Source organism: Chromobacterium sp. ATCC 53434 (genome assembly GCF_002848345.1).
Classification (GTDB): domain Bacteria; phylum Pseudomonadota; class Gammaproteobacteria; order Burkholderiales; family Chromobacteriaceae; genus Chromobacterium.
Genome location: NZ_CP025429.1, coordinates 4725768 through 4750900, shown reverse-complemented (window position 1 = coordinate 4750900; position 25133 = coordinate 4725768). Strand labels below are relative to the sequence as shown.

The window sequence follows — 25133 nt, the reverse complement described above, 5'->3', positions numbered from 1 at the left end:
GCGGCGAGTGTAAGGCCTGTTCAAGGTCTCTGCCAGCACCGGCCGCTTTCCGCCGGATGCCGGACGCGGAAAACGGCCCCGCGGGGCCGCGCTGCTCGTGCAAGATTGACATCGCCGCCGGCTGGCGAGGCTACTGCGCCGCCTTGCGCCGCGGCTTGGCCTTTTTCGGCGCAGGCGCCGGCGGCGTGCCCGCCTCCTCCTGCTTGCCGCCGCCGTCTATGCCCATCGCCAGCGCCACTCGTCCCAGCCGCTGCTGCTTCTCGACGCTGATCGGTCCGGCCGCGCCCAGCAACAGCATCACCAGTTCCAGCGCCATCGCCCGCTGCCCCTCGTCGGGCAGCAGGTCCTTGATCGTCGCCAGCGCGCGCTTGTCGTCGTTGCGCACCAGCCAGGTCTGGCGTCGCACCGCCTGCTTGAACGCCTCCAGCGTCAGCTCCTCGCCGAATCCGGTGTCCTGCATCACGCGGCGTATCGCGTTGAACGGCCGCACGTCCACCACGCCGTTGCCGATGGCGACATAGATCAGCAAGCGCAGAAAGCCGTCGACGGCGCCGCCCTCCGAATAGAACTGCTCCAACTCCAGCCGCTTCAGCCTCAGCATCTCCTGCCGTTCCCAGCCGCCACCGTGGGCGCGCACCGTGTACGGCCGCTTCGGGTGCAGGCCCACCAGCGCGGCGGTCAGCGGCGCGTCGTAGACGGCGCGGAACGTCATTTCCTTCAGCGCGTCGCGCTGGTCGCGCCAGCCGTCCAGCCAGCTGCCGGTCCAATCGGACACCGTCTGCTGCCACTGCCAGAACGGATTGTCGGCCGCCACCGGCTTGCGCGCCGCGCGCGCTTTCTCGGCCCATTCCGCCAGGCCGGTCAACATCGGATTGCCGCTGGAGAACCAGTGCCGCTCGAAACGCGACGGATGCATTTCCCGCAGCAGATGCGCGGTCCACGGCGTGCTGCCGGCCTGCAGCCACGGCGAGACGAAGCAGTCGTACAGCTGCTGGTTGATCTCGGCCACCCGCTTCACCACCTGGAAGGCGCGCTCGCCGTCGCGTCCGTCGCCCAGCGCCAGGATGTCGGACACCTCGCGCGGCTCGAAGCGGATCACATAGCGGCCCTGCAGGTATTGCAGGCCAGGCGTCTCCGGGTGGGTGTCGGTGATCACCGCCTCGTACAGGCCCGGCGGCAGCACGTCTATCAGGTCCAGCGCGCTGGCCAGCTCGCTGTGCTCCTTGTTGGCGACGCCGGCGGAAACGAAGATGCCGAGGTGGCCGATCTGCTCGTGCAGGCAGTAAACAATGGTCTGCTCGTTGCCGCGGATGTCCTCGACGTCGCGATAGAGGTCGGCGATCCAGTACAGCGCCTGCTGCGGCGGCGTGATGTTGTCGCCCCAGGACGCGAACACGATGATGGGCGAACGGATCTGCCTGAGGTCGATGCGCACCGCGCCGTCCTCCAGATAGACCTCGCCGCGGCTGAGCCGGTTGCCGACGAACAGGTTCTGACTGATCCACTCCATTTCCTGCTTGTTCAGCAGGAAATGGCCGCCCCACCAGCGCTCGAACTCCAGAAAGCGATCGCGCTCGCGATCGATATTGGCGTACAGATGGTAGCCCTTGTTCCAATAGGTGTTGGCCGGGTCCAGCTGCTCGAAATTGCCGACCAGCTGCGCGCCGTCGAACTGGCCGTTGCCGAGATCGCCGGCCAGCGAGGCCATCCAGGTGCCGCCGAGCATGCCGCCCTGGTAGCGCATCGGGTTCTTGCCGGCAACGCCGGCCCAGTAAGACAGCGGCGATCCGGCCAGCAGTATCGGACCGACCAGCTCCGGCGCCGACGCCGCCACCATCGCCAGCGCCCAGCCGCCCTGGCAGTTGCCGATGGCGAACGGCTTGCCGGCGCTGCTCGGGTGCAGCTCGTTGACCTTTTTCAGAAAGGCCTTTTCGGCGCGCCAGACGCATTCTATGGTCTGGCCCTCCACCGGCACCGGGAAGAACATCACGAAGTAGCACGGATGGCCCTGGCGCAGCGCGATGCCGATCTCGCTGTCCATCTTGAAGCCGCCGATGCCGGGACCGTGGCCGGCGCGCGGGTCTATCACCACGAAGGGCCGCAGGCCCGGATCGGTCGGCGGGCTGCTGGCCGGCGGCCGGATCGCCGCCAGCGCGTAATTGACCGGCTGTTCCAGCTCGCGGCCGTCGACGATGATGTCGTATTCAAACACCAGCACCGGCGGATGGCCGGAGGCCGCATGCTCCCGATACGTGTCGCCGCGCTCGCGCAGCACATCGCAAAACAACAGGCCGCGCTGGGCCGCGTCGGTCCAGTAATCCGCCCAATGCTGCCCCCACCACCACCAGCCCGTTTTTTCCCCTTCGGCCATGCCGTTCTCCCGGTTGTCATCCGTCTTCACTGTAGTCCACGGCGGCGCGGCGCACTGCCGGCCGGATAAATGTCAACAAGGCATTGCCGGTTAACAGTCATAAACACAAGTGATTTTTCGCGAAAAACTAGCCTGACAATTGCCGCCAATACTGCATTCACCCAAACCGATAGCGGAAGGAACAAGACCATGACCAAGCTGATCAAACCCCTGCTCGTCGCCGGCCTGTTGCTCGCCGGCTCCGCCTACGCCGACGACGCGCCGGCCGCCGCCCCGCAACACAAGGGCTGGCACATGGACCCGGCCAAACGCGAGGAAATGCGCGCCAAGCACCTGCAGATGCTGCACGACAAACTGAAGATCCAGCCGCAGCAGGAGGCCGCCTGGCAGACTTTCACCGCATCGATGAAGCCGCAGAAGATGGCCAAGCCGCCGATGAACGAAAACGAGACCGCGCCGGAAAAGATGGAGCGGATGATGCAGCGCCATCAGGACGCGATGCAGAAGCATCTGGACGCGCTGAAAACCTTCTATGCCCAGCTGACGCCTGAGCAGCAGAAGACCATGGACCACCTGCACCGCCCGCACGGCAAGCCCCATGGCAAGTTCGAGATGCCCGCGCCGGCCAACGGCTGAGACGCAGGCGTTCGACGCGGCCGGCCCGGCGTCAGCGGGTCGGCGGCAACGATGAATCCAGCAGAAAGAGGCTCATCATGAAAGGCTGCATCCGCTTGAGCGGCGCGTTGCTGGCCGCCACGCTGGCCGTGGCCGCCGTCACCCCGGCCGAGGCGTATTACCACCACGGCGGGCCGCCGCACATCAGCATCAATGTCTGGCGCGGCGGCAACTGGCACCACGGCTATTATCAGGGCCGGATGGGCTGGTGGTGGGTCGTCGGCGGCGCCTGGTACTTCTATACCGCGCCGGTCTATCCCTATCCCAGCCTGTACGCGCCGCCGGTCATCGCCGTGGCGCCGGTGCCGCTCGCGCCCGCCGTGCCGATGGCGCCGGCCGCGCCTCCCGTCGCCGTCGCGCCGCAGGAACCGGCCCAGGTCTGGTACTACTGCAGGGCGGCCAAACAGTACTACCCGTATGTCAGCGAATGTCCGGGCGGCTGGAAGACCGTGCCGGCGCGGCCGCCGCAATAACGGGAAAGGAATCGCGATGAAGACACGCTATTACGCGCTGTTGCTGCCGCCGCTGCTGGCGGCCTGCACCACGCTGCCGACCGGCCCCACCGTGGCGGTGATGCCGGCGCCGGGCAAGCCGTTCGAGGTGTTCGCCCAGGAAGAGCAGCAATGCCGCGCCTACGCCGCCGGCAACAGCGTCGACGGCAACCAGGCGTCCAGCACCAATCTGGCCACCAATATGGCGCTGGGCACCGTGGTCGGCGCGGCGGCCGGCACGCTGATCGGCGGCAACCACCAGGGCGCCGGCGTCGGCGCCGGCATGGGCCTGCTGGCCGGCACCGCCGTCGGCGGCTCCAACGGCGCCTACGCCGGCTACGATGCCCAGACCCGCTACAACATCGCCTACCAGCAATGCATGTACGCCAAGGGCAATCAGCTGCCGGGCCAGCGGCTGGCGCCGTCCTATCCGCCGCCGCGCGCCGGCTATCCGCCTCCGCCGCCGATGTAGGCGATGCGCCGGCGCGACGCTTTTTGCTCGCGCCGGCATGCTCCGGTCAATTTATCCAGACCAGGACAAACCAATTAACATATTGAGGAAAAAAGAGAATCTTCCGCACTAACAGCAGTCGAATCGTTGGCGATACTGGAAGTGCCCACCGGCGTTTCTTTCGCCTCACCGGGTCTGAAACTCAGGGGACAGCACATCCGTCAACAAGCAAAAAGGATCCCGCCATGTCCAGACTGTATACCTCCCTATTGGCCGGCCTGTTTCTGGTCACCGGCATCGCCAGCGCCCAGGATGCCAATTGCCGCCCGTTCGACACGGCCGTCGTGCAGCCCAGCGTGCCGCTGTCGCTGCACGATATGCGGATGATAGACGCGCCGGCCGCTCAACAGGCGCCGACACCCGCCCAGCAGTAGTCGCCATCGCGCCCGGTTGGACAGCCGGGCGCCGTTTCCGCCCGATGGCGTTCCCGCCCCGGCGGCGCACAGCCACCGGTCTCCAGCCATCCTCCCCGCCACCGGAACGGATCATCGTTCAACTGACGCAGCCTGTTTCACGTGGAACGCCGCCGGCCGGGACTATGGCCGCCGCGGCCGGCTGTCGCGGGTATAGGCGCAGAAGCCCGGCTTCGGGCCTATCTTCGGATGATTGCGGCAGGTATTGGGCCGCTTGTCGTAGATGGTGCACAGCCGGGTTCCGGCGTCCAGGTACAGGCAATCGCCGTTGGCGCGCTGCGCCAGCGTGAACAGGCTGTTCTTGAAATTGAAATGCTGGATCACCCGCTGCTTTTCCAGCCGCTTGGCGATGTTCTTGATCGGCTCTTCCAGCTCGAACTCGTCGACGACGCCGATACGGACCAAATCCGGCAGCTTCACTTCCACCGGCATCGTGCAACAGGAGGCCATGCAATCGCCGCACAGGCCGTTCTTGTACTTGATCCAGGTTTCCAGGCGATTGACGTCGGCCACGGCTCATCCTTAACACATTGAATACGCAAAGCTTTCCCATGACGGGAAAGCGCGCATTCTACGGACGATGGCTCAAGACGGCAAGATGCCGGCCAGCAGCAGCCTGGCTTCTGATGGGCTGCGAGGCGCCAGCCAGGCCGCTTCGGGATGCGCGTCCCTCAAGGTCGACAGCGCCAGACAATGGCGAACATGGCCGCGCCACATCCACAGCAGCAGGGAATCGCGAGAAAACAGCGCGCCGCGCAAGGTCTCGCGGTTGCCATGCGCCAACACCTCCCGCCGCCAGGCCCGACGCAGGCTGCGCCGCACGATGCGCCAGGCCAGCAGCGAACGGGGATAGTCCAGCCAGATCACCAGTTCCGCACGCGGCAGCAAACGCTCCAGCGCGGACGCATAGCCGCCTTCCACCACCCAGCGCGGCTGCTCCACCAGCGCCGCCACGTCGGCGGAAAACGCTTCTCGCCGCGTCCAGTTCGGCCCCCAGAACAAGACATCCAGCTCGGTCAGCGGCGCGCCGGACGCGGTGGCCAGCTGGGCCGCAAGCGTGCTCTTGCCCGCGCCGCTGCCGCCGACGATCAACACCCGGCCGGGCAAGGGCGCCGTCATTGGCTTCAGGCGCCAAGCCGGATGGACGGATGACCGGCCCGCTTGGCGCGCGGCAGCACCTCCGGCAGGTAGATGGTCTGGATCGCGTCCAGCTTACCGTGCGCCTCCCAGTGCGCGCGGCTTTCCCAGTGCTCGACCAGCACGAACTGCCGGGAGTCTGCCTCGGAATGGTAGGCCTCCCACAGCAGGCAGCCCGGCTCGGCCAGACACAGCGGCCGCATCCGCGTCAGCGCGGCGGCCACCGACGGGATATCTTCGACGGCGGAAACTTCCAGGGTGACGATCAACGGAAACATGCGGCGTCCTTTGTTAAAAAACCGGAAATGTCATGATGGCGGCAGGCGCCACCGGCCTGACGCCGCTTTGGGCGCCCAAAAAAAAGATCGGCAACAGACGCTAGCGCCCGGCCGCGCGCAAGGTCGCCGGCGCGATCAGCCTGTGCATCGGCGTCACCGGCAGCATGTACAGCCGACCCAGCAGATTGTGCACATGGACCACCGTGGTCAGCGTCAGCACCGCCCCGCCGTCGTCCTGCGGCGCGCGGTGCACCGACAGCACCACGTCCAGATGCTTGTCGCTGTCGCCAAGCAGGACCTCGTCCTCGCCGTTCTCCAGCAGCGTGAAGATGCCGACCCGGTCGCCGGGCCGGAACGCTTCCGGCGGCCGCGCCGCCACATCGGACAGACCACCCAGGTCCTTCAGGCCGAACAGGCGCACCACGCGGTTGCGCAAGCGCATGCAGTTCTCCACCCAGCGCGGCGTCGCGGCGGCCACGCGCAGAAACTGGCCCAGCGCCGGCAATTGCGGCTCGGCGGCCCTGACCGACCAGGCATCGGCGAAATGGGCGCCGGACAGCCGCGCGGCGATGCGGCTGCCGCTCGGCGCGGCGGAAAGATACACGGCATGGCTCATGACCCGCTCCCGGTTTGCACAGATATCCATATTATGCCATTGGCACCGGACGGCATGCGATCAATGGAATCGCCTGCTCGTCCGGATGGACGCCGGCATGCACGCCGGCCAGCCGCAAGGTTTTCTCGCCCGGCAGCGTGTCGCGCAGATTCCAGCCCGGCTTGGCGATCAGCGCGACATCGCCGCAGCGGCGCGCCAGCTCCGGATGCGCCGTCCCGGGGCCGAACACGCCGGCGGCCAGCAACTCGGCGCTGGGCACGGCCCAGCAAGCGTGGTCGAGGCGCTCGCGGGCCAGTTCGACAAAACGGCCGGCGCAGCCGGGCCGCGCATGACAGTAGGCCAGCCGGGTCTCGCCGGACAGCGGCCGCGCCAGCAGGCCGTACAGTTCGGCGTCGGCGTCGACGTCCAGCCATTGCGACGCCGGCGCGGCGACGAAACCGTGGTCGGCGATGGCCACCACCGCGGCGTCGCAAGCCGCCGCCGTCTCCAGCAGCGCGGCGAAAGCGGCGTCTATCGCCGCCAGCAGTCGCCGCGCCTGCGCCGAATCCGGCCCGCGCTCGTGCATCAGCGTGTCCAGCTGCGGCAGGTACAGATAGTGGAAGCCCGGCGTCGTCGATCGCAGCCGCGCCTGCAACTGGCCAAAACCGTCGTCCAGGCCGTGGTAGGCGACGCGCTCGGCAGCGCCGGCGTGGAAACGGCTGCATGGCGAGTCGGCGATGAAATCGGGCAGCAGCAAGGCCGCCGGACGGATGAAGCGCTCGAACAGCGGCGGCGCGCGAAACAAGGAGTCGGCCAGCGCCTGCGGCGCGTTGGCGCTGCCCGCCGGATGGCGCACATACAAGGGCAGCGGCGCGACGATCTCGTCGCCGTGCAGCTGGTGCCAGCCTATCAGTCCATGCTCGGCCGGCGCGCGGCCGGTCAGCACCGTGGTGACGGCGGCGGCGGTGGTCGGCGGAAACACGCTGCTTATCTCGTCCCTCAGCCCGGCCCGCAAGCGGCTGTCCGGCCCCAGCCGCCGCAATTGCGCGGCGCCCAGGCCGTCTATCAGCAACAGGCAGACGTGGCGGTGGCGGCCGATGCCGTCCAGCGCGTCGCCGCGCAACGGCGCATGGCCTAGGTCGGGGCCGCCGAGCTCGCCGCTCAGCGTTTGCATCAGATTGAGCAGGCTGCCGCCACGGTAGTCAGGCCAGGCGGCGCCGGGACACGCCAGATCGATCATCTGAGCCCTCATCGGCAGGTCGAAAACCCCATTCTCGACAGCGCGCGGCGCCGCGTCAACGCGGGTCGGCCGGCGGCAAAACCGGTTTATCAGCCGCGCTTGTCCGTCTCGGCCGGCTCGAACCAGTCTTCGCCGAAAATCTCCACCGGGTGCTGGGTGCGGCTGCTGCCGTTGCCGCAGGCCATGTCCGAGGCCGGGCAATACTTGTCGCAGCCCCAGCAGACGCGCTCGGGGTGGCGGGGATGGAGGGGAAATTTCTTGGCCGTGGCGGGTAGCATGCCCGCATTGTGCGGCCGTCTCCCTCACTCGGCATTGATCTGGAATAAGCGTCGCCGGCACAGCCGGCCACGCTCACAGGACCAGTGCCAGCCAGCCCCACATCGCCAGCAGCAGGATGCTGGACACCAGAAAGGCCAGGAAACGGTGGATGGGGTGATTGCGGCCCAGATGGATCGCGGTATGGACCGCGCGCAGCGCGACATAGCCCCAGGCCAGCGCCAACGGCAGCGGCGCGGCCAGGTTCTTGGCGATGACGATGGCGCCGAAAGCGTAGAACAGCACCGGCCCCTCGAACAGATTGGAGAAGTTGCGCGCCAGCTTCAATTCGCCGTCCGGCGGCGTGTCGCCCTGCATCAGCCGGTAATAGCCGCCCTTGACCCGTCCGGAACGGGCATTGGCGAAACGGGTGGCGCCCAGGCGGATGCCGACGAAAAAGGTCAGCAATACCAACGCGAACATCGGGTAGATCATGGTTTCCCCCATCAGGCCGGCAGCGGCCGGCTCACGCGCAGGCCCAGGGCCTGCTCCAGTCGTTCCGCCGCGGCAAAGGCCGATCCGGCCCCAGCCAGCCCCGCCGTCCGCGCGCAGGACTCGGCCACCGGCTCGGAAGCCAGCAGACGCCGCAGCGCCGCCGCCATCGTCCCGGCCGTCAGCTTGCCGGCCGGCACCGTTTCCGCCACGCCCAGCCGGCGCGCGCGCCAGCCATTGTCGAACTGGTCGAACGCGTACGGACAGATCAGTTGCGGCACGCCGGCGCGGAAGGCCGCGGCGCACGTGCCTATCCCGCCGTGATGCGCCAGCGCCGCCAGCCTGGGCAGCAGCAGCTCGAAAGGCGCGTGCGGCAGCCAGAGCACGTCGGGCGGCAGGCTCTCGGGCACCTGCTCCCGATGCGGCGTGATCAACAGGCCGCGCCGGCCGCAGCGGGCCAACGCCGCCAGCGCCGACTCGAAATAGCGGCCGGCATGCTTGTGCCCGGTGCCGGGCGTGAAGGCCACCGGCGCCGGACCCGCGTCGAGAAAGGCCTGCAGCTCCGCCGACAGTTCGGCCGCCGGCCCTGTCGGCACTGGCGGGAAGCCGGCTTCGAAATACGGTGCCGGCCAGTCCGGCTGCGTGGCGGCGAACCAGGACGGAAACAGGCCGAGCACCGCGTCCGGCGTCCCGCGCAGCAGGCTGTCGAAACTGTCCAGCGGCGGCAGGGCCATGTCCCGGCGCGCGGCGTTCAAGGCCGGCAGCATGATGGGATCCAGCCAAAAACGGTAAACCCAGCGCCACAGCCGGCGCTTCCAGGCCAGCGGCAGCCACGCCGGCAAGACCAGCGAGCCCAGCGCGGGGAATTCATGGCTGCTGCACAGGCCGGACGGCGCCAGGTGCAGCGCGGCCACCTTGATGCCGGGACGGGCCGCCTTGGCCAGATTCGCGGCCGCCAGCATGATGGGATGGCAGATCAGGTGGCAGCGGCCGGACTCCCGCGCCGCCAGCTCGCGCAGGACCTGCAGATACGGCGCCACGCTCTGCCACACCACGGCGAAGCCCTTGCGCTCGTCCCACAGGTCCGGATTGTCCAGACAGGCCAGGAACGCCTGTTCCGAGCCGAAACCGTCGCAGGCCAGGCCATGGCTGGCCACCCAGTCGACGTAAGGCGCCGGCGTCAGCAGCCGCACGCGATGGCCGCGCGCGGCCAGCTGCCGGCCGACGGCGATGAAGGGCAGGATGTCCCCGCCGGTGCCGCTGCAAGCCAGGACCCATAACGGATCGTCCTCTCCCGTCGCCTCCTGCCTGTCGACCATCTCCATTCCGCCTCCCCAAGCCCATAGAGCCTGCGGCCGGACGAGGCCGGCCCCAGGAGCAAGCATGCCACCGCGCCGTAAAAATGGAAATGTCATTTTAAAGCCGCTGATCAGCCGCCGGGCGGCTCCAGCTCGCGCTGCAGCTTTTCCAGCTCGTCCAGCACCCGCATGAATTTGCCGCCGAACGGCGTGACCCGGTACTCCACCCGCGGCGGCGACTCGTCGAAGGCCACCCGCTCCAGGATGCCGAACTCCATATTGCGGCGCAGGCATTCGTTCAACACCTTGGTGCTCAGGCCGTCGGTCCGCCGCACCATTTCGCCCGGACGGTTGATGCCCGCCGCCAGCAGCTGGTAGACGGTCAGCGACCATTTGCAGCCATAGATGCTCTCCACCATGCGCGCGCTGCGCGCCGGCGGCGTCTTGCGGGAAAAAAACTTTTCCTGATCCATCATCAATCTGTACCAAAAAGTAAGCGGCTTACCGTTTTGTGCCTGCTTTTCAACGCCCGGGGCGGCATCCAGACTGGCCATACCTCACCCCCATCCGGAGCAAAGCATGACACATTCCCCCACCCTCTCCCTCATCGTCGGCGGTTCCAGCGGCATGGGCAAGGAAAGCGCGCGCCGCTTGCTGCGCCAGGGCCGCACGGTGCTGATCCTGGCTCACGACGCCGGCCGCCTGGCCGCCGCCAAGGCGGAACTGGAAGCCGACACCGGCGGCCGCGTCGAAACCGCCGAGGTGGACCTCTACCAGGCGGAACAAGTGCGCGCCTTCATCGCCAGGCTGGACGCCGAGCCGCGCGCCATCGCCGAACTGGTCAACGCCGCCGGCTTCTTCCAGCCGGTGGGCTTCCTGGAACACAGCGAACAGGATTACGACCGCCAGCTGGACATCAACAAGGCCTTCTTCTTCATCAGCCAGGCGGTGGCGCGCAATATGCGCCGCCACGGCGGCGGCGCCATCGTCAACATCGGCTCGATGTGGGCGCACCAGGCGGTGAAGGCCACGCCGTCGTCGGCCTACTCGATGCAGAAGGCCGGCCTGCACGCCCTCACCCAGCACATGGCGATGGAGCTGGCCGGCGACGGCATCCGCGTCAACGCGGTGGCGCCGGCGGTGGTGCTGTCCGGCATCTACAAGTCCTTCATCGCCGAGGACGAGATCGCGGCCACGCTGGCCGGCTTCAACGATTTCCACCCGCTGGGCCGCATCGGCACCGCCGACGACATCGCCGACGCGATAGCGTTCCTGCTGTCGGACAAGGCCGGCTGGATCACCGGCACGGTGCTGGACGTGGACGGCGGCGTGATGGCGGGCAGGAACTAGGCGGCAGCGGCCGGCTTGCCCGGCCGCTGCATCGGGGGTCTCAATCGAGCTGTCTGACGTCGCCGTTGCGCGGCGTCGCGTTCTCGTGAAGCAGGTCTTCCAGATACTGCGCCAAGCCGTCTTCCGTCACCCAGTCGGGGACGACGAAATCGGCGGGCCGGCGCTTGCCGTCGTTGCCGGGCAGGAAAGTCCGCCAGCCGGAACCATGCCGCTCCACCGCGATGATCTGGCCGTAGACCGTGAATCGATAGGTTTGCATCCATGGGCCTCCGTTGCGCTCGAGAACTCATGATTGCAGATCGACCGCCTTCGGCACAACGCCATGTCGCCGGCCTTTGCGCCGCATGCCAAGCGCGACAGCCAAATCCGCCAAAAAAATCGCCTGCGCTGTCATTGCGACACGCAGGCGATCTTGATCGGAAGGCGGCATCGTCCGGTGCGTCGCCCCTTTGGGGTGACGCACCCTACGTGCTTGCCCGGCCGCTGCATCGGAGGCGCCTCAATCTCGTGCAGCAGGTCTTCCAGTTGCTACCGACGCACAGTGGAACCGAAATAGTTACCGATTCTGTATCGTGATGACGCCATTATCTTTACGCATTTGCTGCGGAATAGAATATCGCGGATCTTTTTCCGACAGGCAAAGAAACGTTATCTCCGCCTCACCGCAACCACCATGAAGTGCGCACTCATAAGAATTTTCACTTTGAAGCAGCAACTGTTTGTTTTGAGAAGCGCAAAACCCATTTGCCTCCCTTAACGCATCGCCCTTTGCTCCTGATGGGCCAGAAAAAGGAACTCTAACGGAGATACTGTACGTGTCCTTGGCAATCTTCATCGGCCCCGTATCGGCACATCCAGCCAATATTACCGACATCAAAAATGCGACTACGAATCTCATTTACCAGCCCCCTCTGACAATAAGCCTGCTATATCACTCCAGGTAAAAATAGGACGAAATCCATCCCAAGACACTTAACCTTGCTCGGACGGCAATAAAAAAGCAGGCCATAAAGGCCTGCCCTTGTTGTCAACAAACCGCGGTTTCGGTGCGTCGCCCCTTCGGGATGACGCACCCTACGTGCGACAACGCGCCCTACGGCCGCTGCTTGAAGAAGGTTATCGGCGCGGAAGCCGGGATTTCGCTCGGCGGCGGCGACTTCAGCACGTGCTTCTTCATCTTGCCCATCACATGCATTTCGCACGGCCGGCATTCGAACTTCAGCGTGTAGGTCTCGTCGCCGGTCTTCAGGACCATCGGATCGGCGCGTACCTGGCCCATCACGCCCTTGACCCCCTTGGCCTGCTTCGGACACAGATTGTAGGAGAAACGCAGGCAGTGCTTGGTGATCATCAGACTGACCTCGCCCTCCTCCTGGTGCGCCTCGTAGGCCGGCTCTATCACTTCGACGCCGTGTCGCTTGTAGAAATCCCAGGCCAGCGCGTTGTAGACGTTGGCCAGATAGCTGAGCTCCTGCTGCGGGAAGGCGACCGGCGGCTCGACGGCGGCCTTGCGCTCGGGACGGACCCAGGCGGCGGCGCGGGCGGCTTCCAGTTTTTCCGCCGCGTCGCGGCGCAGGCCGTTGATGACGGACGCCGGCACGAACCACGGCTGGGACAGATTCAGCGCCACGTCGTGCGCCTCGAACATGGTGTTGCCGAGCTTGGCGGCGGCGTCGCGCAGGCTCTGCTCGGCGCGGGCGGCGTCCTTGGCCGGTTCCCGCGCCAATGCCACGGCGGCGCTGGCGCTGCAACCGTCGGCGTCGGTATAGCTGAGCGCCAGTCCGTCGGCGGTTTCGGACAATGCGGCCCAAACGCCGACGCGGCGCTCGGCCGACTTCTTCAGCAGCGCCAGTTCCCAGGCGTGATCGCGGTTGCGGCTGATGTCGACGCCGGGCTTGAGCCCTTGCAGCGCCGCCGCATCGTTCGGTTCGCAGCGCCAGACCAGCAGCCCGCCCTCGGCCTTGCCCACCTGTTTGACGGTATTCAGCTGCATGCCGACCACTTCGCGCTTCTTCATGAAGTTGATGCCGTCGCCGTTAGCCATCTGCTCGGTGGTGGCGATCTCCAGCCAGGTATCGCCGATCTTGTGCACGGTGCCCAGGCCGACGCCGACGAACTTCGGCGAATCGAAGGCGCCGATGTCCTGCTTGCGGCCGGTGGCGAAATAATCGGTCGCGCCGCGATGGAAGGTCTTGTCCGGGTCCGGCGTGAAGTAGATCTCGCTCGTGCCGCTGGCGGCCGGCGCCAACTCCGGGCGGCGCTCGAAGATTTCGTCCAGCAGCAGACGGTAATGGGCGGTGATGTTCTTGACGTAGCTGATGTCCTTGTAGCGGCCCTCTATCTTCAGGGACCGCACGCCGGCGTCCAGCAGCGCCTCCAGATTGGCGCTCTGGTTGTTGTCCTTCATTGACAGCAAGTGCTTGTCGAAGGCCACCACGCCGCCTTTTTCGTCGGTCAGCGTGTACGGCAGCCTACAGGCCTGCGAGCAATCGCCGCGGTTGGCGCTGCGGCCGGTGTCGGCGTGGCTAATGAAGCACTGGCCGGAGAAGGCCACGCACAGCGCGCCGTGGATGAAGTATTCGATGGTGGCGGAATCGGCGACGCGGTCGGCGATTTTCCTGATCTGCGGAATCGTCAGTTCGCGCGCCAGCACGATCTGGCTGAAGCCGGCGTCGGACAGGAAGCGCGCCTTGTCGGCGTCGCGGATGTCGCACTGGGTGGACGCGTGCAGCTGGATCGGCGGCAGGTCCATTTGCAGGATGCCCATATCCTGGATGATCAGCGCGTCGACCCCGGCGTCGTACAACTGCCAGATCAGCTTGCGCGCGCCTTCCAGCTCGGCGTCGTGCAATATGGTATTCAGCGTGGTGAAGATGCGCGCGTGATAGCGATGGGCGAAATCGCACAGCGCGGCGATGTCCTCGACGCTGTTGCAGGCGTTGTGGCGCGCGCCGAACGACGGCCCGCCGATATACACCGCGTCGGCGCCATGCAGGATGGCTTCGCGGCCGATTTCGGCGGTTTTGGCGGGTGACAGCAGTTCGACTTGGTGCGGCAACAGGCTCATGACGGTTCCGGAATTCGCAAAGGGTTGGTTCACGCCGACTGGCGGGCGCAGAAGTATAGCGGAATCATGGGCTTATAGGTAGCGGCACGCCATAGAGCGGCGAATCCGGCGCGGAATCCCGCGCCGCGGGCTCGCGCCGGCGGCGTTAAGTACGACTACCTAGGGCGGCCGATGCGCATTGCCTGGCCCGATGCCGGCTGCTACCCCGAAATATCGGGGCCGCGTCTTCGCCTCTCCCCGCCGACCCGGCGCCGCGGTGTTCCTCGCCTGGCCGTTTTGATCGTATCGCCCTGCTCTAGCTTCCTCATTGCCGTCCGCCCGCTTGCGCGCGCGGACATTTTTTTGTTCGCATCCGTTGAGATTGCTGCGACGCAGCAAAGCGGATATGCGCTGTTTCGAAAGTCAAACTGGTATTCTATTGGATTGATTTTCAGACCCAATCATCGCCTGGTCTTTTTCGCGCAAGCAACCGGATAAAAGTGGCATAAAGCGCTGAAATATTTAATATCATGGACAAATCAAGCAGATAAAATTATAAAACACCATAAAAATCATATCGCATGGCAACATTGCAACACCATGACAATCGATTTTCACTGAGATAATCCAATACCATTTGAAGACCAATATAAGGCCAGATAAGGTGCCTCCAGGATTCCCGCAGACGGATTCCCCAATCGGACCTGGAGCACAAAAATGCACAAGCGACATCTTTGGCTGTTGGCGGCGCTGGCAGCGCTGTCCGGCCACGCCCTGGCGGAAGAAGAACCTTCCGTCCCGCCGTCCAGCGACGGCCCGCCGCTGAAAGGCACGCTGGACGCGATCCCGGCCAGCGACGTCTACGATCTGCTGAACCGCTCGGAAACCACGTTCAGCGCGCTGTACTACGGCCGCGACCGGCAGGAGAAACAGCCGGGCAACAGCAACGCCGGCGACATCCGCGTCAACGCGCTGAACCTGGGCCTGAACTTCAAATCCGGCTACGCCTGGAATACGCTGGGCTTCGACGCCGCCGCCCACGCCTCGCTGCGGCTGAACCGGGGCATAGGCTTCTCCGAGGTGCTGTATCACGACTACAACGACGCCAGCGATCCGGCGGAGGGCGGCGGCGGCAAGGACAAGAGCGACGCGGTGCTGAGCCAGGCGGCGCTGAAATTCCGCCAGCACCCGGACGGCCAGGGCTTCTCCGCCCGCGCCGGCTACACCCCTATCGGCATCGGCGTGCTCGGCACCTCCGGCGGCCTGCAATCGCACGCCTACCGCGGCTTCGAAGGCAAATACAAGCTGGGCGACTTCGAGCTGGGCTACGGCTGGGCCGACCAGTTCCGCAACGAGTGGGACAACCGCTTCCGCGACATGACGAACTCCTGGGAACAGGGCCGGACCAACGGCAGCCATCCGGGCAAGATACGCTACGTGGACAGCATAGGCCTGCGCTACGCGCCGGACGGCGCCTTCGTCGACATCGGCTTCGGCGAAGGCAAGGACTACCGGCGCACCGCGCAGATCGCCGGCTCCTACAGCTGGAAGCTCGCCGGCGGCGACACGCTGACCGGCGTCGCCTACTACTTCCAGGGCAAGGATCTAGCGCCGCTGGGACTGCCCAACTCGCAGCAGGCCTGGCATGCCAGCGCCAGTCTGAGTTACGCCAGCGGCGGCCTGACGCTGATGGCCGCGCTGGGCAAGAGCCGCAACCCGGACGGCGGCGAAGTCAATTTCCGCCTGACGCCGTACGGCAACAGCGACAACCGCAACTTCATCCAGACCTGGGGCCAGGACGACGACTTCGTCTGGGACGGCAGCCGGGTGGCGAAGCTGGGCGCGAGCTACGACTTTTCCAAACGGGGCCTGCCCGGCCTCAGCGTCGGCGTCAGCGGCAATTACGCCACCGGCCTGAAGAACCCCGGCGCGCCGGACAGCAAGGCGCGCGAGTTGGACCTGAGCGCCAGCTACACGGTGCAGAGCGGCCCGCTGAAGGGCGCCGGCATCGGCGTCTACCCGGCCTGGTATCGTTCCGGCGACTTCTACGGCAAGAAGGACCGCAACGACGTCAAGGTGATCGCCTCCTACAGCAGGACTTTCTGACCCGCGGCCGCCGGTTTCGCCGGCGGGGCTGGAATCCTGACTTGCATATGGCATTATCTGGATTCCGGCGCCGCGTCTATCCGCGGCAATGGCCGCTGTGGACCGGCGGCCGGCGGAAGCGGACCCACCCCACCCAGGAGCCATCCGATGTCCCGACTCGCGCTGAAGAACCTCCGCAAGGTGTATGACGACGGCCACGCCGCGATAGACGACGTCAGCCTGGAGATCGCGGACGGCGAATTCATGGTCTTCGTCGGCCCGTCCGGCTGCGGCAAGTCGACCTTGCTGCGGATGATAGCCGGGCTGGAGGACATCAGTTCAGGCGAGCTGCGGATAGACGACAGGCTGGCCAACGACATCGAGCCGGCCAAGCGCGGCCTGGCGATGGTGTTCCAGAGCTACGCGCTGTATCCGCACATGACGGTGCGCGACAATATGGCCTTCAGCCTGAAGCTGGCCGGCCGCGGCCGAGCCGAGATCGACGCCGCGGTGCGGCGCGCCGCGCAGACGCTGCAGATCGAGCACCTGCTGGACCGCAAGCCCAAGGTGCTGTCCGGCGGCCAGCGCCAGCGCGTCGCCATCGGCCGCGCCATCGTCCGCCAACCGGGCGTCTTCCTGTTCGACGAGCCCTTGTCCAATCTGGATGCCTCGCTCAGGGTGCAGATGCGGCTCGAACTGACACGGCTGCATCAGGAGCTGGGCAGCACAATGATCTACGTCACCCACGACCAAGTGGAGGCGATGACCATGGGCGGCCGCATCGCGGTGTTCAACGCCGGCCGCATCGAGCAGGTGGGCGCGCCGCTCGAACTGTACCAGCGCCCGGCCAACCGCTTCGTCGCCGGCTTCCTCGGCGCGCCGCGGATGAACTTCATCCCGGCGCGCGCGCTGGGCCGGCACGCCGGCGGCCTGGAGCTGGAACTGCCGGGCGGATGCCGGCTGACGCTGCCGCTCGCCGAGTCCGCCCCCGGCGAGCTGACGCTGGGCGTGCGCGCCGAACACCTGCGCTTCGCCGAGGCCGGTCTGGCGGCGACGGTGCAGCTGGTCGAGCACCTTGGCGACCAACAGATCGTCCATCTGCGCCACGGCGGCGACGGCGAGGCCATCGCGCTGAAACTGTCCGGCCACGAGGCCGGACCCCGGCCCGGCGAACGCCGTTTCCTCGCGCCAGACCCGCGCCACTGTCATGTGTTCGACGAACGCGGCCTGGCGCTGGAACGGCCGGACCCGACGGCCAGGCCGGAGGCGGAATTGATCACTTGACGGCGGAACGGCGGCGCGCTCGCCTTATCCACAGAAAACCTCAAACCACGGATTTATCCACAGCGGCTTGCCGCCAGCGTATCCAGCCATTCATCCAGGCGTTGGCCAACACGATCAGCGCCATGCCCAGCCATTGTCCAAGGCCCAGCGCGTGGCCATAGGCCAGATAATCGACCCATACCGCCGTCAGCGGATAAACAAAGCCCAGCGCGCCGATCAAATGGGTGGGCAGCCGGCGGAACGCCGAATACATCAGGATATACATCGCTCCGGTATGCACCACGCCCAGCACCGCCAGGCAGGACCAGGCGGCGGCGTTCGCCTCGGCCAGCCGCGCCGGCTGCAGCAGCGGCCACAACATCGCCACCCCCACCAGCGTCTGCAGGCAGGCGATCAGATGCGGCGGGATGCCGGCCGGCAAACGCTTGGTGACGATGGTGGCCAGCGCGTACAGCAGGGCCGCGCCCAGCGCCAGGCCGATGCCCAGCCACCACCGGCCACCGGAACCGCCGACCAGCGCGGGCTCCACGATCAGCAACAAACCGATGAAGGCCAAGCCCAGCGCGGCCAACTTGCGCCGGCTCGCCTGCTCGCCCAGCCACAGCACCGCCATGCCGTACAGGATGAAAGGCTGGGCCTGATACACCACGGTGGCGATACCGATGGAGCTGTAACGGTAGGCGTTGAACAACAGCAGCCAGTTGCCGACCAGGGCCACGCCGCCGGCCAGGCACAACAACAGGCTGCGGACAGTGAACGGCCACGGCCGCCACAGGCCTCGCCAGCCGGCGTAAAGCGCCAGGCAGACCGCGCCGATCAGGCAGCGGAAAAACACCACATTGAACACCGGCTGGCCCGATTGCAGCACAAACCAGCCCAGCGTGCCCGACAACACCATCGCGGCCAGCATCTGCCCCTGGCCCAGACGAATCTCATCCTGATTTTGCATCACCAAATCCTCCATTCAAGGCATGCGGACAGTCTAGGCAAGGCACGCGCGGCCTTACATGAGGATTGCGAGGAAAATGGGCCGCTGCTACCTTGGATTGATCATCTGATCGGCGCGTAGAGGCTTCGAATGCGAGACTGGATAGACGTGGAGCTAGTAAAACTGTTGCAGCAGAACGCCCGGCAGAGCCTGGCGGAGCTGGCGCGCCGGCTGAAGATGGCGGCACCCAGCGTCTCCGAGCGGCTGAAGCGGCTGGAGGAGTCGGGCGCGGTGTCCGGCTATGTGCCGACGGTGAACGCGGAGGCTTGGGGCTACACGCTGACCGCTCTGGTGCGACTGCAACCGTTTCCCGGCCAGTTGAAGCCGCTGGAAACCCGGCTGATCAACATTCCACAGGTAATCGAATGCGACAAGGTCACCGGCGAAGACTGCTTCATCGCCCGCCTGGCCCTGCGCAACGTCATGGAGCTGGACGACATTCTGGACAGCCTGTCCGAACTGGCCAGCACCGCCAGTTCCATCGTCAAGAGCAGCCCGGTGCCGCGCCGGCTGCCGCCGCTGCAAGCGCGCGACTGAAGCCGTTTATCCACAGCGATGGCTAGATTGTCGATTTATCCACAAACCTCCCGCCAGCCGCAATGCCGCAATGTCCACGATGGAAAACCATTGAAATTACTAGGTAAATATTCGTAAGACATCAGGAACTGCCCTACAACTAGAGCAGGATTGTTTTGTCGGGAGCTTCGCATGGAGCGCCAAACTTCGCTGGCCAGGCAACTGGCCGCCCTGGTCGGTCTGGTGATCGCCATTCTGCTGGCCACCGCCGTGTTTTCGCTGGCCCAGTTGTGGGGCGGCATTCGCGCCTTCCGCGACCAGGTCGGCGCCGACCAGCAGAGCGTGCGCCAAGTGCTGACGATGCAGGTGGACTTCAAGAAGCAGGTGCAGGAATGGAAGGACACGCTGCTGCGCGGCCAGGATCCGGCCAAGCAGGCCAAGTACTGGGGCAATTTCCAGAAACGCGAGCAGCAGGTCCGCGACGAGGGCAACCGGCTGGCGGCCTCGGTCGGCGATCCGGACGCGCAACGGCTGTTGCAGCAGTTCGTCGCCGCCCACCAGAAGATGGGCGACGATTACCGCAAGGGCCTGGACGCCTATCGGCAGGCCGGGGCCGACTTCAAGGCCGGCGACAAGCAGGTGGCCGGCATGGACAGGCCGCCGACCGAATTGCTGACCCAGGTCAGCGAGCTGCTGGACAAGCGCGCCGCCGCCACCGCCGCCGCCGCGGAACAAGGCGCCAACAGCGCACTGTGGCGCGCCGCCGCCGCGATGGCGCTGGGCGCGATCCTGGGCATGGCCTTCTTCCTGTACTACATCAACCACACGCTGATCCTGCGCACCCGCCGGCTGGTCGAAGAACTGGGCCGTCTGCGCCAGGGCGATTTCACCCACCCGCTGCATCACGACAGGATGGACGAAATCGGCCAGATCGCCGCCTGCGGCGAGGCGGTGCGCGCCAATCTGGGCGCGCTGATCGGCAAGCTGAGCGCCGCCGCGTCCGAAGTCAGCCACACCAGCCAGGAACTGAGCCGAGCCGCCCATCTGCTGGCGCAAAGCGCCGAAACGCAGAACGACTCCATCGCCAGCAACGCCGCCTCGGTGGAGCAGATGGCCACCAGCATAGACACCATCGCCAATCAGACCGCCACCATCAGCGACGACTCCGCCGCCAGCGCCGAACAGACCCGCGCCGGCCTCGACGAAATGGCCAAGCTGCAGCAGCAGGCCCAGGTGATGGACTCGGTGATGGGCAAGGTAGACAGCGCGTCGCAGGCGTTCCAGAACAGCACCCAGGCCATCAATCAGCTGACCGGCCAGATCAAGGAGATCGCCGAGCAGACCAATCTGTTGGCGCTGAACGCGGCGATCGAGGCGGCGCGCGCCGGCGAAGCCGGCCGCGGCTTTGCCGTGGTGGCCGACGAGGTGCGCAAGCTGGCGGAAAACTCGGCCAAGGCCGCCAGCGAGATCAAGGACGTCACCACCCGGCTGAGCCAGGATGCGCAGGCGGTGGGCAGTTCGGTGCAGAACGGCATCGTCTCCACCCAGCAAAGCCGCGACACCATCGAATCGGTGCTGGCCAATCTGAGCGCCGCCAGCGACAGCGTCCACGAAGCCAGCAACGGCGTCGGCGAAATCCGCGACGCCATCGCCGAACAGAAGTCGGCCTGCAACAGCATTGCCCACCGCATCGAGACGGTGGCGCAGATGGTCGCCGACAATTCCCAGGCCACCAACGATCTGCGCGGCATGGTGGCCAGCCTCAGCGGCCTGGCCGAGCAGATGCAGGCGATGGTCGGCCAGTTCAGGCTGTAGCGTCGAAGACCGGCTGCGCGGCGCTGAGCCGGAAACGGACCAGCCGGCCGGCATGCGGCGCCAGCTTCCGCTCCAGCCAGTCCATGCCGGCCTCGCCGGACGGAAAACCGGCATCCGGCCGTTCGCTGACGAAAACCGCGTGACGGCTGTCCGCCGTCAACTTGAAGCGGTCCGATTCCAGCCAGTTCAGGCAACGACACACCACCTCGCGCCCGCCGTTCAGCCACGCCGCCTCGCCCGGCAGCGGATGTTCGGCTTCGACGCGTCCCAGCGGCACGAAAACCTCGTCGCCGCGCGCCAGGTCCAGCCGCAGCTCTCCGCCCAGCCGGTCGACGTCCTCGCCGCCGAACGGCGCCAGGCTGATCAGCGACGCCTGGTTGTACAGGTCCACCAGCGGCAGGATGCTGCGCAGCTTGTCCTTTTGTGCCGCCTTGACCAGGTATTCCAATGAGCAACGCGCCTTCTTGTCGCCGGGCAGCGCCTTGTACAGCCGCTTCCAGTCCTGCAGCAAGGCCTCCAGATCGCGCGTCGCCTCCGGCAGCGACGGCACCCGCGCAGGCAGCGCCGCGGCGTCCAGGTCCAGGGCCAGCAGCCCGCTCACTTCCATTTCCGGCATCGCCTGCAGCAAGGCCGGACTCAAGATCACGCGCATATCGCCTCCGTTGATCGCTATCGGGACCATGCTAGCCAAATCGCCGCAGGCTGTGAAACGACAATGTCTAATGGGGCATTAGCGCCTGTTCATAGACAGCGAAATCTGCAAGACCGGCCAGGCCCGGACGCCGACACTGCGTGGATCACCCTGTAAAGGAGTCCACGATGCGCAGTCTTTCCCATCTGTCCCATGCGCGACCCGCCGTAGCGGCGAGCCAGGGCCCGGCTTCGGCCCCCTCGTCCCCGCTGGGCGCCCGCCTGAACGGCCTGGGCAATGTTCCCGGCAATGCGCCAAGCTTCCGGCCGGCCGCCGTCGGCGGCGACGGACTATGGGGCCGCATGCGCATGCTGCTGGCCAATCCGTTCGACAAGACGCTGCACGCCAGCGGAGGCGCCGACCGGAAACTGGCCTTCGATCAGAAGCAGGCGGTGCTGACGCCATGCGCCGCCGATCTGGCCAAGCTGGGCTTGCGCGATATGAAACAGGGCGTATGCAACGGCCTGTCCTATGCCTGGGCCGAGGAACAGCTGAAAACCGGCGACGGCGCGCGCGCGCTGCAATGGATAAGCCGGGTGGCGGCCAGCGACAGCCTGGCGCGCGGTCCGCGCGGCGGCGCGGCCCCGTCGCCGCTCAGCGAGGCGCGCATTCCGTTGCTCAATCATCTGAAGAAGATGCAGGACTTCCAGTTCAACCGCTTCACCCATACCGGCAGCGCCAAACAGGACATGCTCAATTACCTGCAGGCGGTCGACGGCTGGGCCGGGCGCAACGGCATCAAGGCCCGCGTCGACATCATCCATCCCGGCGCCACGCCGGCCGAGCGCCAGCTGTGCGCGCGGCTGCCCGCGCATGGCGACGGCGCGCTGGTGTTCCGCACCGGCGAGCACACGATGGCGATGTCCAGCCGCGGCGGCGCGCACAGCTTTTTCGAACCGAACTACGGCATGGTCAGCTTCCAGGACAAGGATCGCTTCGACGATTTCGTCGTCGCCTTCCTGCAGGCCGAAGGCCATGCGCCGCCATTCATGCTGACCGAATTGCAGACCGACCCGGCGGCCGGTTCCAGGCCGACACGCTTGGCCGAGCTCGCCGACATAGACTGAGGCAAGAAAAAAGCCCGGCCAGAGCCGGGCTTCGTCGTCATTGGCGGATCAGGCGCTCAGCGCCTCGCGCCGGGCCGTCGCCCTCGCGGACAGCCAGGCGTCCACCACCTCGGCGGCGTCGGCCGGCAGGTGCAGCTTGAGCTTGGAACGGCGCCACAGGATGTCGTCGCTGCGCGTCGCCCATTCGACGTCGGCCAGATAGGCGAGCTCGGCCTCGTACAGGCCCGGCAGCACCTCCGCGCCGAGACCGGCCAGGCTGTCCGCGTCGCCGATCAGCTTGCCGACGCGGGTGCCGTAGGCGCGCGCCCAGCGTTCGGCCAGCTCGGCCGGCAGCCATGGATGGCGCATGCGCAGACTCTGCAGGAAACGGCCGAAATCGGCGCCGGGCATGTCGCCGCCGGGCAGCGGCGCGCCGGCGGTCCAGCCCGGCTTGTGCTTGCCGAGCAGCGGCGCGATCTTGTCCACCGCCTCCTCCGCCAGCTTGCGGAAGGTGGTGATCTTGCCGCCGAACACCGACAACAGCGGCGCGCCGGCCAGATCCATCTCCAGCGAGTAGTCGCGGGTGACGCTGGAAGCGTTGTCCGAAGCGTCGTCCAATAGCGGACGCACGCCGGAATAGGTCGACAACACGTCGTCCGGGCCGATCTGGGCGCGGAAATAGCGGTTGCTCATCTGGCACAGGTAGGCGATTTCGTCGCCGTCTATCGCCACTTCGCCCGGATCGCCGCGGTATTCGACGTCGGTGGTACCGATCAGCGTGAATTCCTTTTCGTAAGGAATCGCGAAGATGATGCGCTGGTCCGGATTCTGGAAGATGTAGGCGAACGGATGGTCGAACAGCTTCTTCACGACGATGTGGCTGCCCTTGACCAGGCGGATCGATTTGCCGGACGGCATCGCCAGCTTGTCCTCGATCAGGCTCTGCACCCACGGTCCGGCGGCGTTGACCAGCGCGCGGGCGCGGGCCTCGAAGTGGCTGCCGTCCTCGCGCTCCAGCGTGCACAGCCAGTGGCCGTCGTCGCGGCGCGCCGCGACGCAGGCGGTGCGGGTGTGGATTCTGGCGCCGTTCTCGGCCGCGTCCATCGCGTTCAGCACCACCAGGCGCGCGTCCTGCACCCAGCCGTCGGAATAGACGAAGCCGCGCTTGAAGGCCTGCTGCAGCGGAGCGCCCGACGGGTGTTTGGCGAAGCTGACCGTTTCCGAGCCCGGCAGCACTTCGCGGCGGGCCAGATGGTCGTACAGGAACAGGCCGGCCCGTATCATCCACTCCGGACGCTGGTCGCGCGCGTGCGGCATCACGAAGCGCAACGGCCAGATGATGTGCGGCGCCGCCTTCAACAGCACCTCGCGCTCCTGCAGCGCCTTGCGCACCAGGCCGAACTCGTAGTGTTCCAGATAGCGCAGGCCGCCGTGGATCAGCTTGGTGCTGGCCGACGAGGTGTGCGAAGCCAGATCGTCCTTCTCGCACAGCAGCACCGACAGGCCGCGTCCGGCGGCGTCGCGCGCGATGCCGGCGCCGTTGATGCCGCCGCCGATCACCATCAAGTCATATACGTCCATTGCCCGATCCTTGCTTTGATCCATGTCGCCCATTCTATCCACAATAGCTAATAGAGAACATGAATAACACATTTTTCTTTCGTTATTTTTTCGTTTTTACGACACTCATTCAGCAAAAAGAACAAGCCGGGCAAATGAAAGGAGAGAGGGATGCGGCTAATCGCCTTGCCAGCCAATAAAATCAGCTGAATGCCCATGGGCGGGCGTCGAAGGGGAAAACGAAGGAAAAAGGAAAACGGCGCGCCCGAAAGCGCGCCGCGAAAACCGATTACAGCGTATAGGCCAGCGCCGCCAGCGTGCCGCCGATCAGCGAGCCGAGCACCGGCACCCAGGCATAGCCCCAGTCGCTGTCGCGCTTGCCCGGAATCGGCAGGATGGCGTGCATGATGCGCGGCGCCAGATCGCGCGCCGGGCTCATCGCGTAGCCGGTGGTGCCGCCCAGCGACACGCCGATGCCCAGCACCAGCAAGGCCACCGGCAGCGCGTCGATCGCGCCCAGCGACATCTTCGGCGCCACCATCGATAGGATGGCGAACACCAGCACGAAGGTGGCGACGATCTCGGACACCAGATTGCCCGGCAGGCTGCGGATAGCCGGGCCGGTGCAGAAGGTGGCCAGCTTGGTGTCGGCGCAATCGGTGGTTTCATAGTGCTTGCGGTAGATCAGCCACATCAGGCCGGCGCCGGCCATGCCGCCCAGCATCTGCGCGGCGACGTAGCCCGGCACCTTGTCCCACGGGAACTTGCCGGCCACCGCCAGCGCCACCGACACCGCCGGGTTCAGGTGGGCGCCGCTGATCGCCGCCACGCTGAACACGCCGACGAACACCGCCATCGCCCAGCCGAAGGCCACGACGATCAGGCCGCTGTCGTGGCCCTTGGTGTTCTTCAGCAGCACATTGGCCACCACGCCGTTGCCCAACAGCACCAGCAAGGCGGTGCCGATGAATTCACCCATCAAAGGATTCATGATTG

Annotated in this window: 27 protein-coding genes; 10 read left to right on the top strand and 17 right to left on the bottom strand. The window is 66.2% G+C overall.

Annotated elements, in window-relative coordinates:
* Nucleotides 1–130: 130 nt before the first annotated feature.
* Complete coding sequence (locus CXB49_RS21215) at nucleotides 131–2401, bottom strand: DUF3141 domain-containing protein (RefSeq protein ID WP_233492878.1); 2271 nt, start codon at nucleotides 2399–2401, stop codon at nucleotides 131–133.
* Nucleotides 2402–2560: 159 nt separating this feature from the next.
* Between CXB49_RS21215 and CXB49_RS21210 the strand changes: the two genes are divergently transcribed.
* The 4 genes from CXB49_RS21210 (at nucleotide 2561) to CXB49_RS21195 (ending at nucleotide 4422) form a co-directional block, all read left to right on the top strand.
* Entirely contained in the window at nucleotides 2561–3007 is a 447-nt protein-coding gene (locus CXB49_RS21210) for a Spy/CpxP family protein refolding chaperone (protein WP_158300985.1), read from the top strand.
* 77 nt (nucleotides 3008–3084) lie between these two features.
* Nucleotides 3085–3519: a hypothetical protein gene (locus CXB49_RS21205; protein WP_101710212.1), complete on the top strand. Its 435-nt coding sequence runs from the start codon at nucleotides 3085–3087 to the stop codon at nucleotides 3517–3519.
* 16 nt (nucleotides 3520–3535) lie between these two features.
* Nucleotides 3536–4009, top strand: coding sequence for a glycine zipper family protein (locus CXB49_RS21200; protein ID WP_101710211.1), 474 nt, complete (start codon nucleotides 3536–3538; stop codon nucleotides 4007–4009).
* A 224-nt stretch (nucleotides 4010–4233) separates the two neighbouring features.
* Entirely contained in the window at nucleotides 4234–4422 is a 189-nt protein-coding gene (locus CXB49_RS21195; protein ID WP_101710210.1) for a hypothetical protein, read from the top strand.
* Nucleotides 4423–4584: 162 nt separating this feature from the next.
* On the opposite strand, the gene CXB49_RS21190 is transcribed toward CXB49_RS21195, so the two are convergent.
* The 9 genes from CXB49_RS21190 to CXB49_RS21150 all read right to left on the bottom strand — a co-directional run bounded on the left by CXB49_RS21190 (nucleotide 4585) and on the right by CXB49_RS21150 (nucleotide 10232).
* Nucleotides 4585–4974, bottom strand: coding sequence for a YkgJ family cysteine cluster protein (locus CXB49_RS21190; RefSeq protein ID WP_101710209.1), 390 nt, complete (start codon nucleotides 4972–4974; stop codon nucleotides 4585–4587).
* A 72-nt stretch (nucleotides 4975–5046) separates the two neighbouring features.
* Nucleotides 5047–5580, bottom strand: coding sequence for a hypothetical protein (locus tag CXB49_RS21185; protein WP_101710208.1), 534 nt, complete (start codon nucleotides 5578–5580; stop codon nucleotides 5047–5049).
* A 5-nt stretch (nucleotides 5581–5585) separates the two neighbouring features.
* Nucleotides 5586–5876, bottom strand: a complete 291-nt coding sequence (locus CXB49_RS21180; RefSeq protein WP_101710207.1) for a putative quinol monooxygenase — start codon at nucleotides 5874–5876, stop codon at nucleotides 5586–5588.
* 100 nt (nucleotides 5877–5976) lie between these two features.
* Nucleotides 5977–6492, bottom strand: a complete 516-nt coding sequence (locus CXB49_RS21175; protein ID WP_101710206.1) for a DUF2867 domain-containing protein — start codon at nucleotides 6490–6492, stop codon at nucleotides 5977–5979.
* 31 nt (nucleotides 6493–6523) lie between these two features.
* Entirely contained in the window at nucleotides 6524–7711 is a 1188-nt protein-coding gene (locus tag CXB49_RS21170; RefSeq protein ID WP_233492877.1) for an alkaline phosphatase family protein, read from the bottom strand.
* Between the two features lie 89 nt (nucleotides 7712–7800).
* Nucleotides 7801–7989, bottom strand: coding sequence for a DUF3079 domain-containing protein (locus CXB49_RS21165; protein ID WP_101710205.1), 189 nt, complete (start codon nucleotides 7987–7989; stop codon nucleotides 7801–7803).
* 73 nt (nucleotides 7990–8062) lie between these two features.
* Nucleotides 8063–8461 (bottom strand): MAPEG family protein, encoded by a 399-nt coding sequence (locus CXB49_RS21160; RefSeq protein WP_101710204.1) that lies wholly within the window; start codon nucleotides 8459–8461, stop codon nucleotides 8063–8065.
* 11 nt (nucleotides 8462–8472) lie between these two features.
* Nucleotides 8473–9783, bottom strand: a complete 1311-nt coding sequence (locus tag CXB49_RS24375) for a glycosyltransferase (RefSeq protein WP_158300984.1) — start codon at nucleotides 9781–9783, stop codon at nucleotides 8473–8475.
* A 104-nt stretch (nucleotides 9784–9887) separates the two neighbouring features.
* Entirely contained in the window at nucleotides 9888–10232 is a 345-nt protein-coding gene (locus CXB49_RS21150) for a helix-turn-helix domain-containing protein (RefSeq protein ID WP_101710801.1), read from the bottom strand.
* A 103-nt stretch (nucleotides 10233–10335) separates the two neighbouring features.
* On the opposite strand from CXB49_RS21150, the gene CXB49_RS21145 reads away from it, so the two are divergent.
* Nucleotides 10336–11106, top strand: coding sequence for an SDR family NAD(P)-dependent oxidoreductase (locus tag CXB49_RS21145; protein WP_101710202.1), 771 nt, complete (start codon nucleotides 10336–10338; stop codon nucleotides 11104–11106).
* A gap of 40 nt (nucleotides 11107–11146) precedes the next feature.
* Here CXB49_RS21145 and CXB49_RS21140 read toward each other — a convergent pair whose 3' ends face one another.
* The 3 genes from CXB49_RS21140 to CXB49_RS21130 form a co-directional block, all read right to left on the bottom strand.
* Nucleotides 11147–11365: a hypothetical protein gene (locus tag CXB49_RS21140; protein ID WP_101710201.1), complete on the bottom strand. Its 219-nt coding sequence runs from the start codon at nucleotides 11363–11365 to the stop codon at nucleotides 11147–11149.
* 297 nt (nucleotides 11366–11662) lie between these two features.
* Nucleotides 11663–12004 (bottom strand): hypothetical protein, encoded by a 342-nt coding sequence (locus tag CXB49_RS21135; RefSeq protein WP_101710200.1) that lies wholly within the window; start codon nucleotides 12002–12004, stop codon nucleotides 11663–11665.
* Nucleotides 12005–12199: 195 nt separating this feature from the next.
* Nucleotides 12200–14173, bottom strand: a complete 1974-nt coding sequence (locus CXB49_RS21130; RefSeq protein ID WP_101710199.1) for a U32 family peptidase — start codon at nucleotides 14171–14173, stop codon at nucleotides 12200–12202.
* A 696-nt stretch (nucleotides 14174–14869) separates the two neighbouring features.
* Here CXB49_RS21130 and CXB49_RS21125 point away from each other — a divergent pair.
* Nucleotides 14870–16258, top strand: coding sequence for an OprD family outer membrane porin (locus CXB49_RS21125; RefSeq protein WP_101710198.1), 1389 nt, complete (start codon nucleotides 14870–14872; stop codon nucleotides 16256–16258).
* A gap of 147 nt (nucleotides 16259–16405) precedes the next feature.
* The gene (locus tag CXB49_RS21120; protein ID WP_101710197.1) at nucleotides 16406–17521 is read left to right on the top strand and encodes an ABC transporter ATP-binding protein; all 1116 of its coding nucleotides are present in this window, start codon (nucleotides 16406–16408) and stop codon (nucleotides 17519–17521) included.
* 40 nt (nucleotides 17522–17561) lie between these two features.
* Here CXB49_RS21120 and CXB49_RS21115 read toward each other — a convergent pair whose 3' ends face one another.
* Complete coding sequence (locus CXB49_RS21115; RefSeq protein WP_101710196.1) at nucleotides 17562–18470, bottom strand: DMT family transporter; 909 nt, start codon at nucleotides 18468–18470, stop codon at nucleotides 17562–17564.
* Between the two features lie 129 nt (nucleotides 18471–18599).
* Here CXB49_RS21115 and CXB49_RS21110 point away from each other — a divergent pair, with 129 nt between their 5' ends.
* Together CXB49_RS21110 and CXB49_RS21105 are read left to right on the top strand one after the other, a co-directional pair.
* On the top strand, nucleotides 18600–19046 hold the full coding sequence (locus tag CXB49_RS21110) for an Lrp/AsnC family transcriptional regulator (protein ID WP_101710195.1): 447 nt from the start codon (nucleotides 18600–18602) through the stop codon (nucleotides 19044–19046).
* A 171-nt stretch (nucleotides 19047–19217) separates the two neighbouring features.
* Nucleotides 19218–20840, top strand: coding sequence for a methyl-accepting chemotaxis protein (locus tag CXB49_RS21105; protein WP_101710194.1), 1623 nt, complete (start codon nucleotides 19218–19220; stop codon nucleotides 20838–20840).
* Here CXB49_RS21105 and CXB49_RS21100 read toward each other — a convergent pair.
* The gene (locus CXB49_RS21100) at nucleotides 20830–21492 is read right to left on the bottom strand and encodes a B3/4 domain-containing protein (protein ID WP_158300983.1); all 663 of its coding nucleotides are present in this window, start codon (nucleotides 21490–21492) and stop codon (nucleotides 20830–20832) included. The genes CXB49_RS21105 and CXB49_RS21100 overlap by 11 nt on opposite strands.
* Before the next feature lie 167 nt (nucleotides 21493–21659).
* Between CXB49_RS21100 and CXB49_RS21095 the strand changes: the two genes are divergently transcribed.
* The gene (locus tag CXB49_RS21095; RefSeq protein ID WP_101710192.1) at nucleotides 21660–22598 is read left to right on the top strand and encodes a YopT-type cysteine protease domain-containing protein; all 939 of its coding nucleotides are present in this window, start codon (nucleotides 21660–21662) and stop codon (nucleotides 22596–22598) included.
* Between the two features lie 48 nt (nucleotides 22599–22646).
* Here the strand turns inward: CXB49_RS21095 and glpD are convergent, their stop codons facing one another.
* Nucleotides 22647–24158 (bottom strand): glycerol-3-phosphate dehydrogenase, encoded by a 1512-nt coding sequence (gene glpD, locus CXB49_RS21090; RefSeq protein WP_101710800.1) that lies wholly within the window; start codon nucleotides 24156–24158, stop codon nucleotides 22647–22649.
* Between the two features lie 268 nt (nucleotides 24159–24426).
* On the bottom strand, nucleotides 24427–25128 hold the full coding sequence (locus tag CXB49_RS21085; protein WP_101710191.1) for an MIP/aquaporin family protein: 702 nt from the start codon (nucleotides 25126–25128) through the stop codon (nucleotides 24427–24429).
* Nucleotides 25129–25133: the final 5 nt, after the last annotated feature.

Excerpts from the sequence above, each read along its gene's own strand:
- CXB49_RS21210 (WP_158300985.1), top strand. The coding sequence starts at position 2,561 with ATGACCAAGCTGATCAAACCCCTGCTCGTCGCCGGCCTGTTGCTCGCC.
- CXB49_RS21205 (WP_101710212.1), top strand. The coding sequence starts at position 3,085 with ATGAAAGGCTGCATCCGCTTGAGCGGCGCGTTGCTGGCCGCCACGCTG.
- CXB49_RS21200 (WP_101710211.1), top strand. The coding sequence starts at position 3,536 with ATGAAGACACGCTATTACGCGCTGTTGCTGCCGCCGCTGCTGGCGGCC.
- CXB49_RS21195 (WP_101710210.1), top strand. The coding sequence starts at position 4,234 with ATGTCCAGACTGTATACCTCCCTATTGGCCGGCCTGTTTCTGGTCACC.
- CXB49_RS21185 (WP_101710208.1), bottom strand. The coding sequence starts at position 5,580 with ATGACGGCGCCCTTGCCCGGCCGGGTGTTGATCGTCGGCGGCAGCGGC.
- CXB49_RS21180 (WP_101710207.1), bottom strand. The coding sequence starts at position 5,876 with ATGTTTCCGTTGATCGTCACCCTGGAAGTTTCCGCCGTCGAAGATATC.
- CXB49_RS21175 (WP_101710206.1), bottom strand. The coding sequence starts at position 6,492 with ATGAGCCATGCCGTGTATCTTTCCGCCGCGCCGAGCGGCAGCCGCATC.
- CXB49_RS21170 (WP_233492877.1), bottom strand. The coding sequence starts at position 7,711 with ATGATCGATCTGGCGTGTCCCGGCGCCGCCTGGCCTGACTACCGTGGC.
- CXB49_RS21165 (WP_101710205.1), bottom strand. The coding sequence starts at position 7,989 with ATGCTACCCGCCACGGCCAAGAAATTTCCCCTCCATCCCCGCCACCCC.
- CXB49_RS21160 (WP_101710204.1), bottom strand. The coding sequence starts at position 8,461 with ATGATCTACCCGATGTTCGCGTTGGTATTGCTGACCTTTTTCGTCGGC.
- CXB49_RS24375 (WP_158300984.1), bottom strand. The coding sequence starts at position 9,783 with ATGGAGATGGTCGACAGGCAGGAGGCGACGGGAGAGGACGATCCGTTA.
- CXB49_RS21150 (WP_101710801.1), bottom strand. The coding sequence starts at position 10,232 with ATGATGGATCAGGAAAAGTTTTTTTCCCGCAAGACGCCGCCGGCGCGC.
- CXB49_RS21145 (WP_101710202.1), top strand. The coding sequence starts at position 10,336 with ATGACACATTCCCCCACCCTCTCCCTCATCGTCGGCGGTTCCAGCGGC.
- CXB49_RS21140 (WP_101710201.1), bottom strand. The coding sequence starts at position 11,365 with ATGCAAACCTATCGATTCACGGTCTACGGCCAGATCATCGCGGTGGAG.
- CXB49_RS21135 (WP_101710200.1), bottom strand. The coding sequence starts at position 12,004 with ATGAGATTCGTAGTCGCATTTTTGATGTCGGTAATATTGGCTGGATGT.
- CXB49_RS21130 (WP_101710199.1), bottom strand. The coding sequence starts at position 14,173 with ATGAGCCTGTTGCCGCACCAAGTCGAACTGCTGTCACCCGCCAAAACC.
- CXB49_RS21125 (WP_101710198.1), top strand. The coding sequence starts at position 14,870 with ATGCACAAGCGACATCTTTGGCTGTTGGCGGCGCTGGCAGCGCTGTCC.
- CXB49_RS21120 (WP_101710197.1), top strand. The coding sequence starts at position 16,406 with ATGTCCCGACTCGCGCTGAAGAACCTCCGCAAGGTGTATGACGACGGC.
- CXB49_RS21115 (WP_101710196.1), bottom strand. The coding sequence starts at position 18,470 with ATGCAAAATCAGGATGAGATTCGTCTGGGCCAGGGGCAGATGCTGGCC.
- CXB49_RS21110 (WP_101710195.1), top strand. The coding sequence starts at position 18,600 with ATGCGAGACTGGATAGACGTGGAGCTAGTAAAACTGTTGCAGCAGAAC.
- CXB49_RS21105 (WP_101710194.1), top strand. The coding sequence starts at position 19,218 with ATGGAGCGCCAAACTTCGCTGGCCAGGCAACTGGCCGCCCTGGTCGGT.
- CXB49_RS21100 (WP_158300983.1), bottom strand. The coding sequence starts at position 21,492 with ATGCGCGTGATCTTGAGTCCGGCCTTGCTGCAGGCGATGCCGGAAATG.
- CXB49_RS21095 (WP_101710192.1), top strand. The coding sequence starts at position 21,660 with ATGCGCAGTCTTTCCCATCTGTCCCATGCGCGACCCGCCGTAGCGGCG.
- glpD (WP_101710800.1), bottom strand. The coding sequence starts at position 24,158 with ATGGACGTATATGACTTGATGGTGATCGGCGGCGGCATCAACGGCGCC.
- CXB49_RS21085 (WP_101710191.1), bottom strand. The coding sequence starts at position 25,128 with ATGAATCCTTTGATGGGTGAATTCATCGGCACCGCCTTGCTGGTGCTG.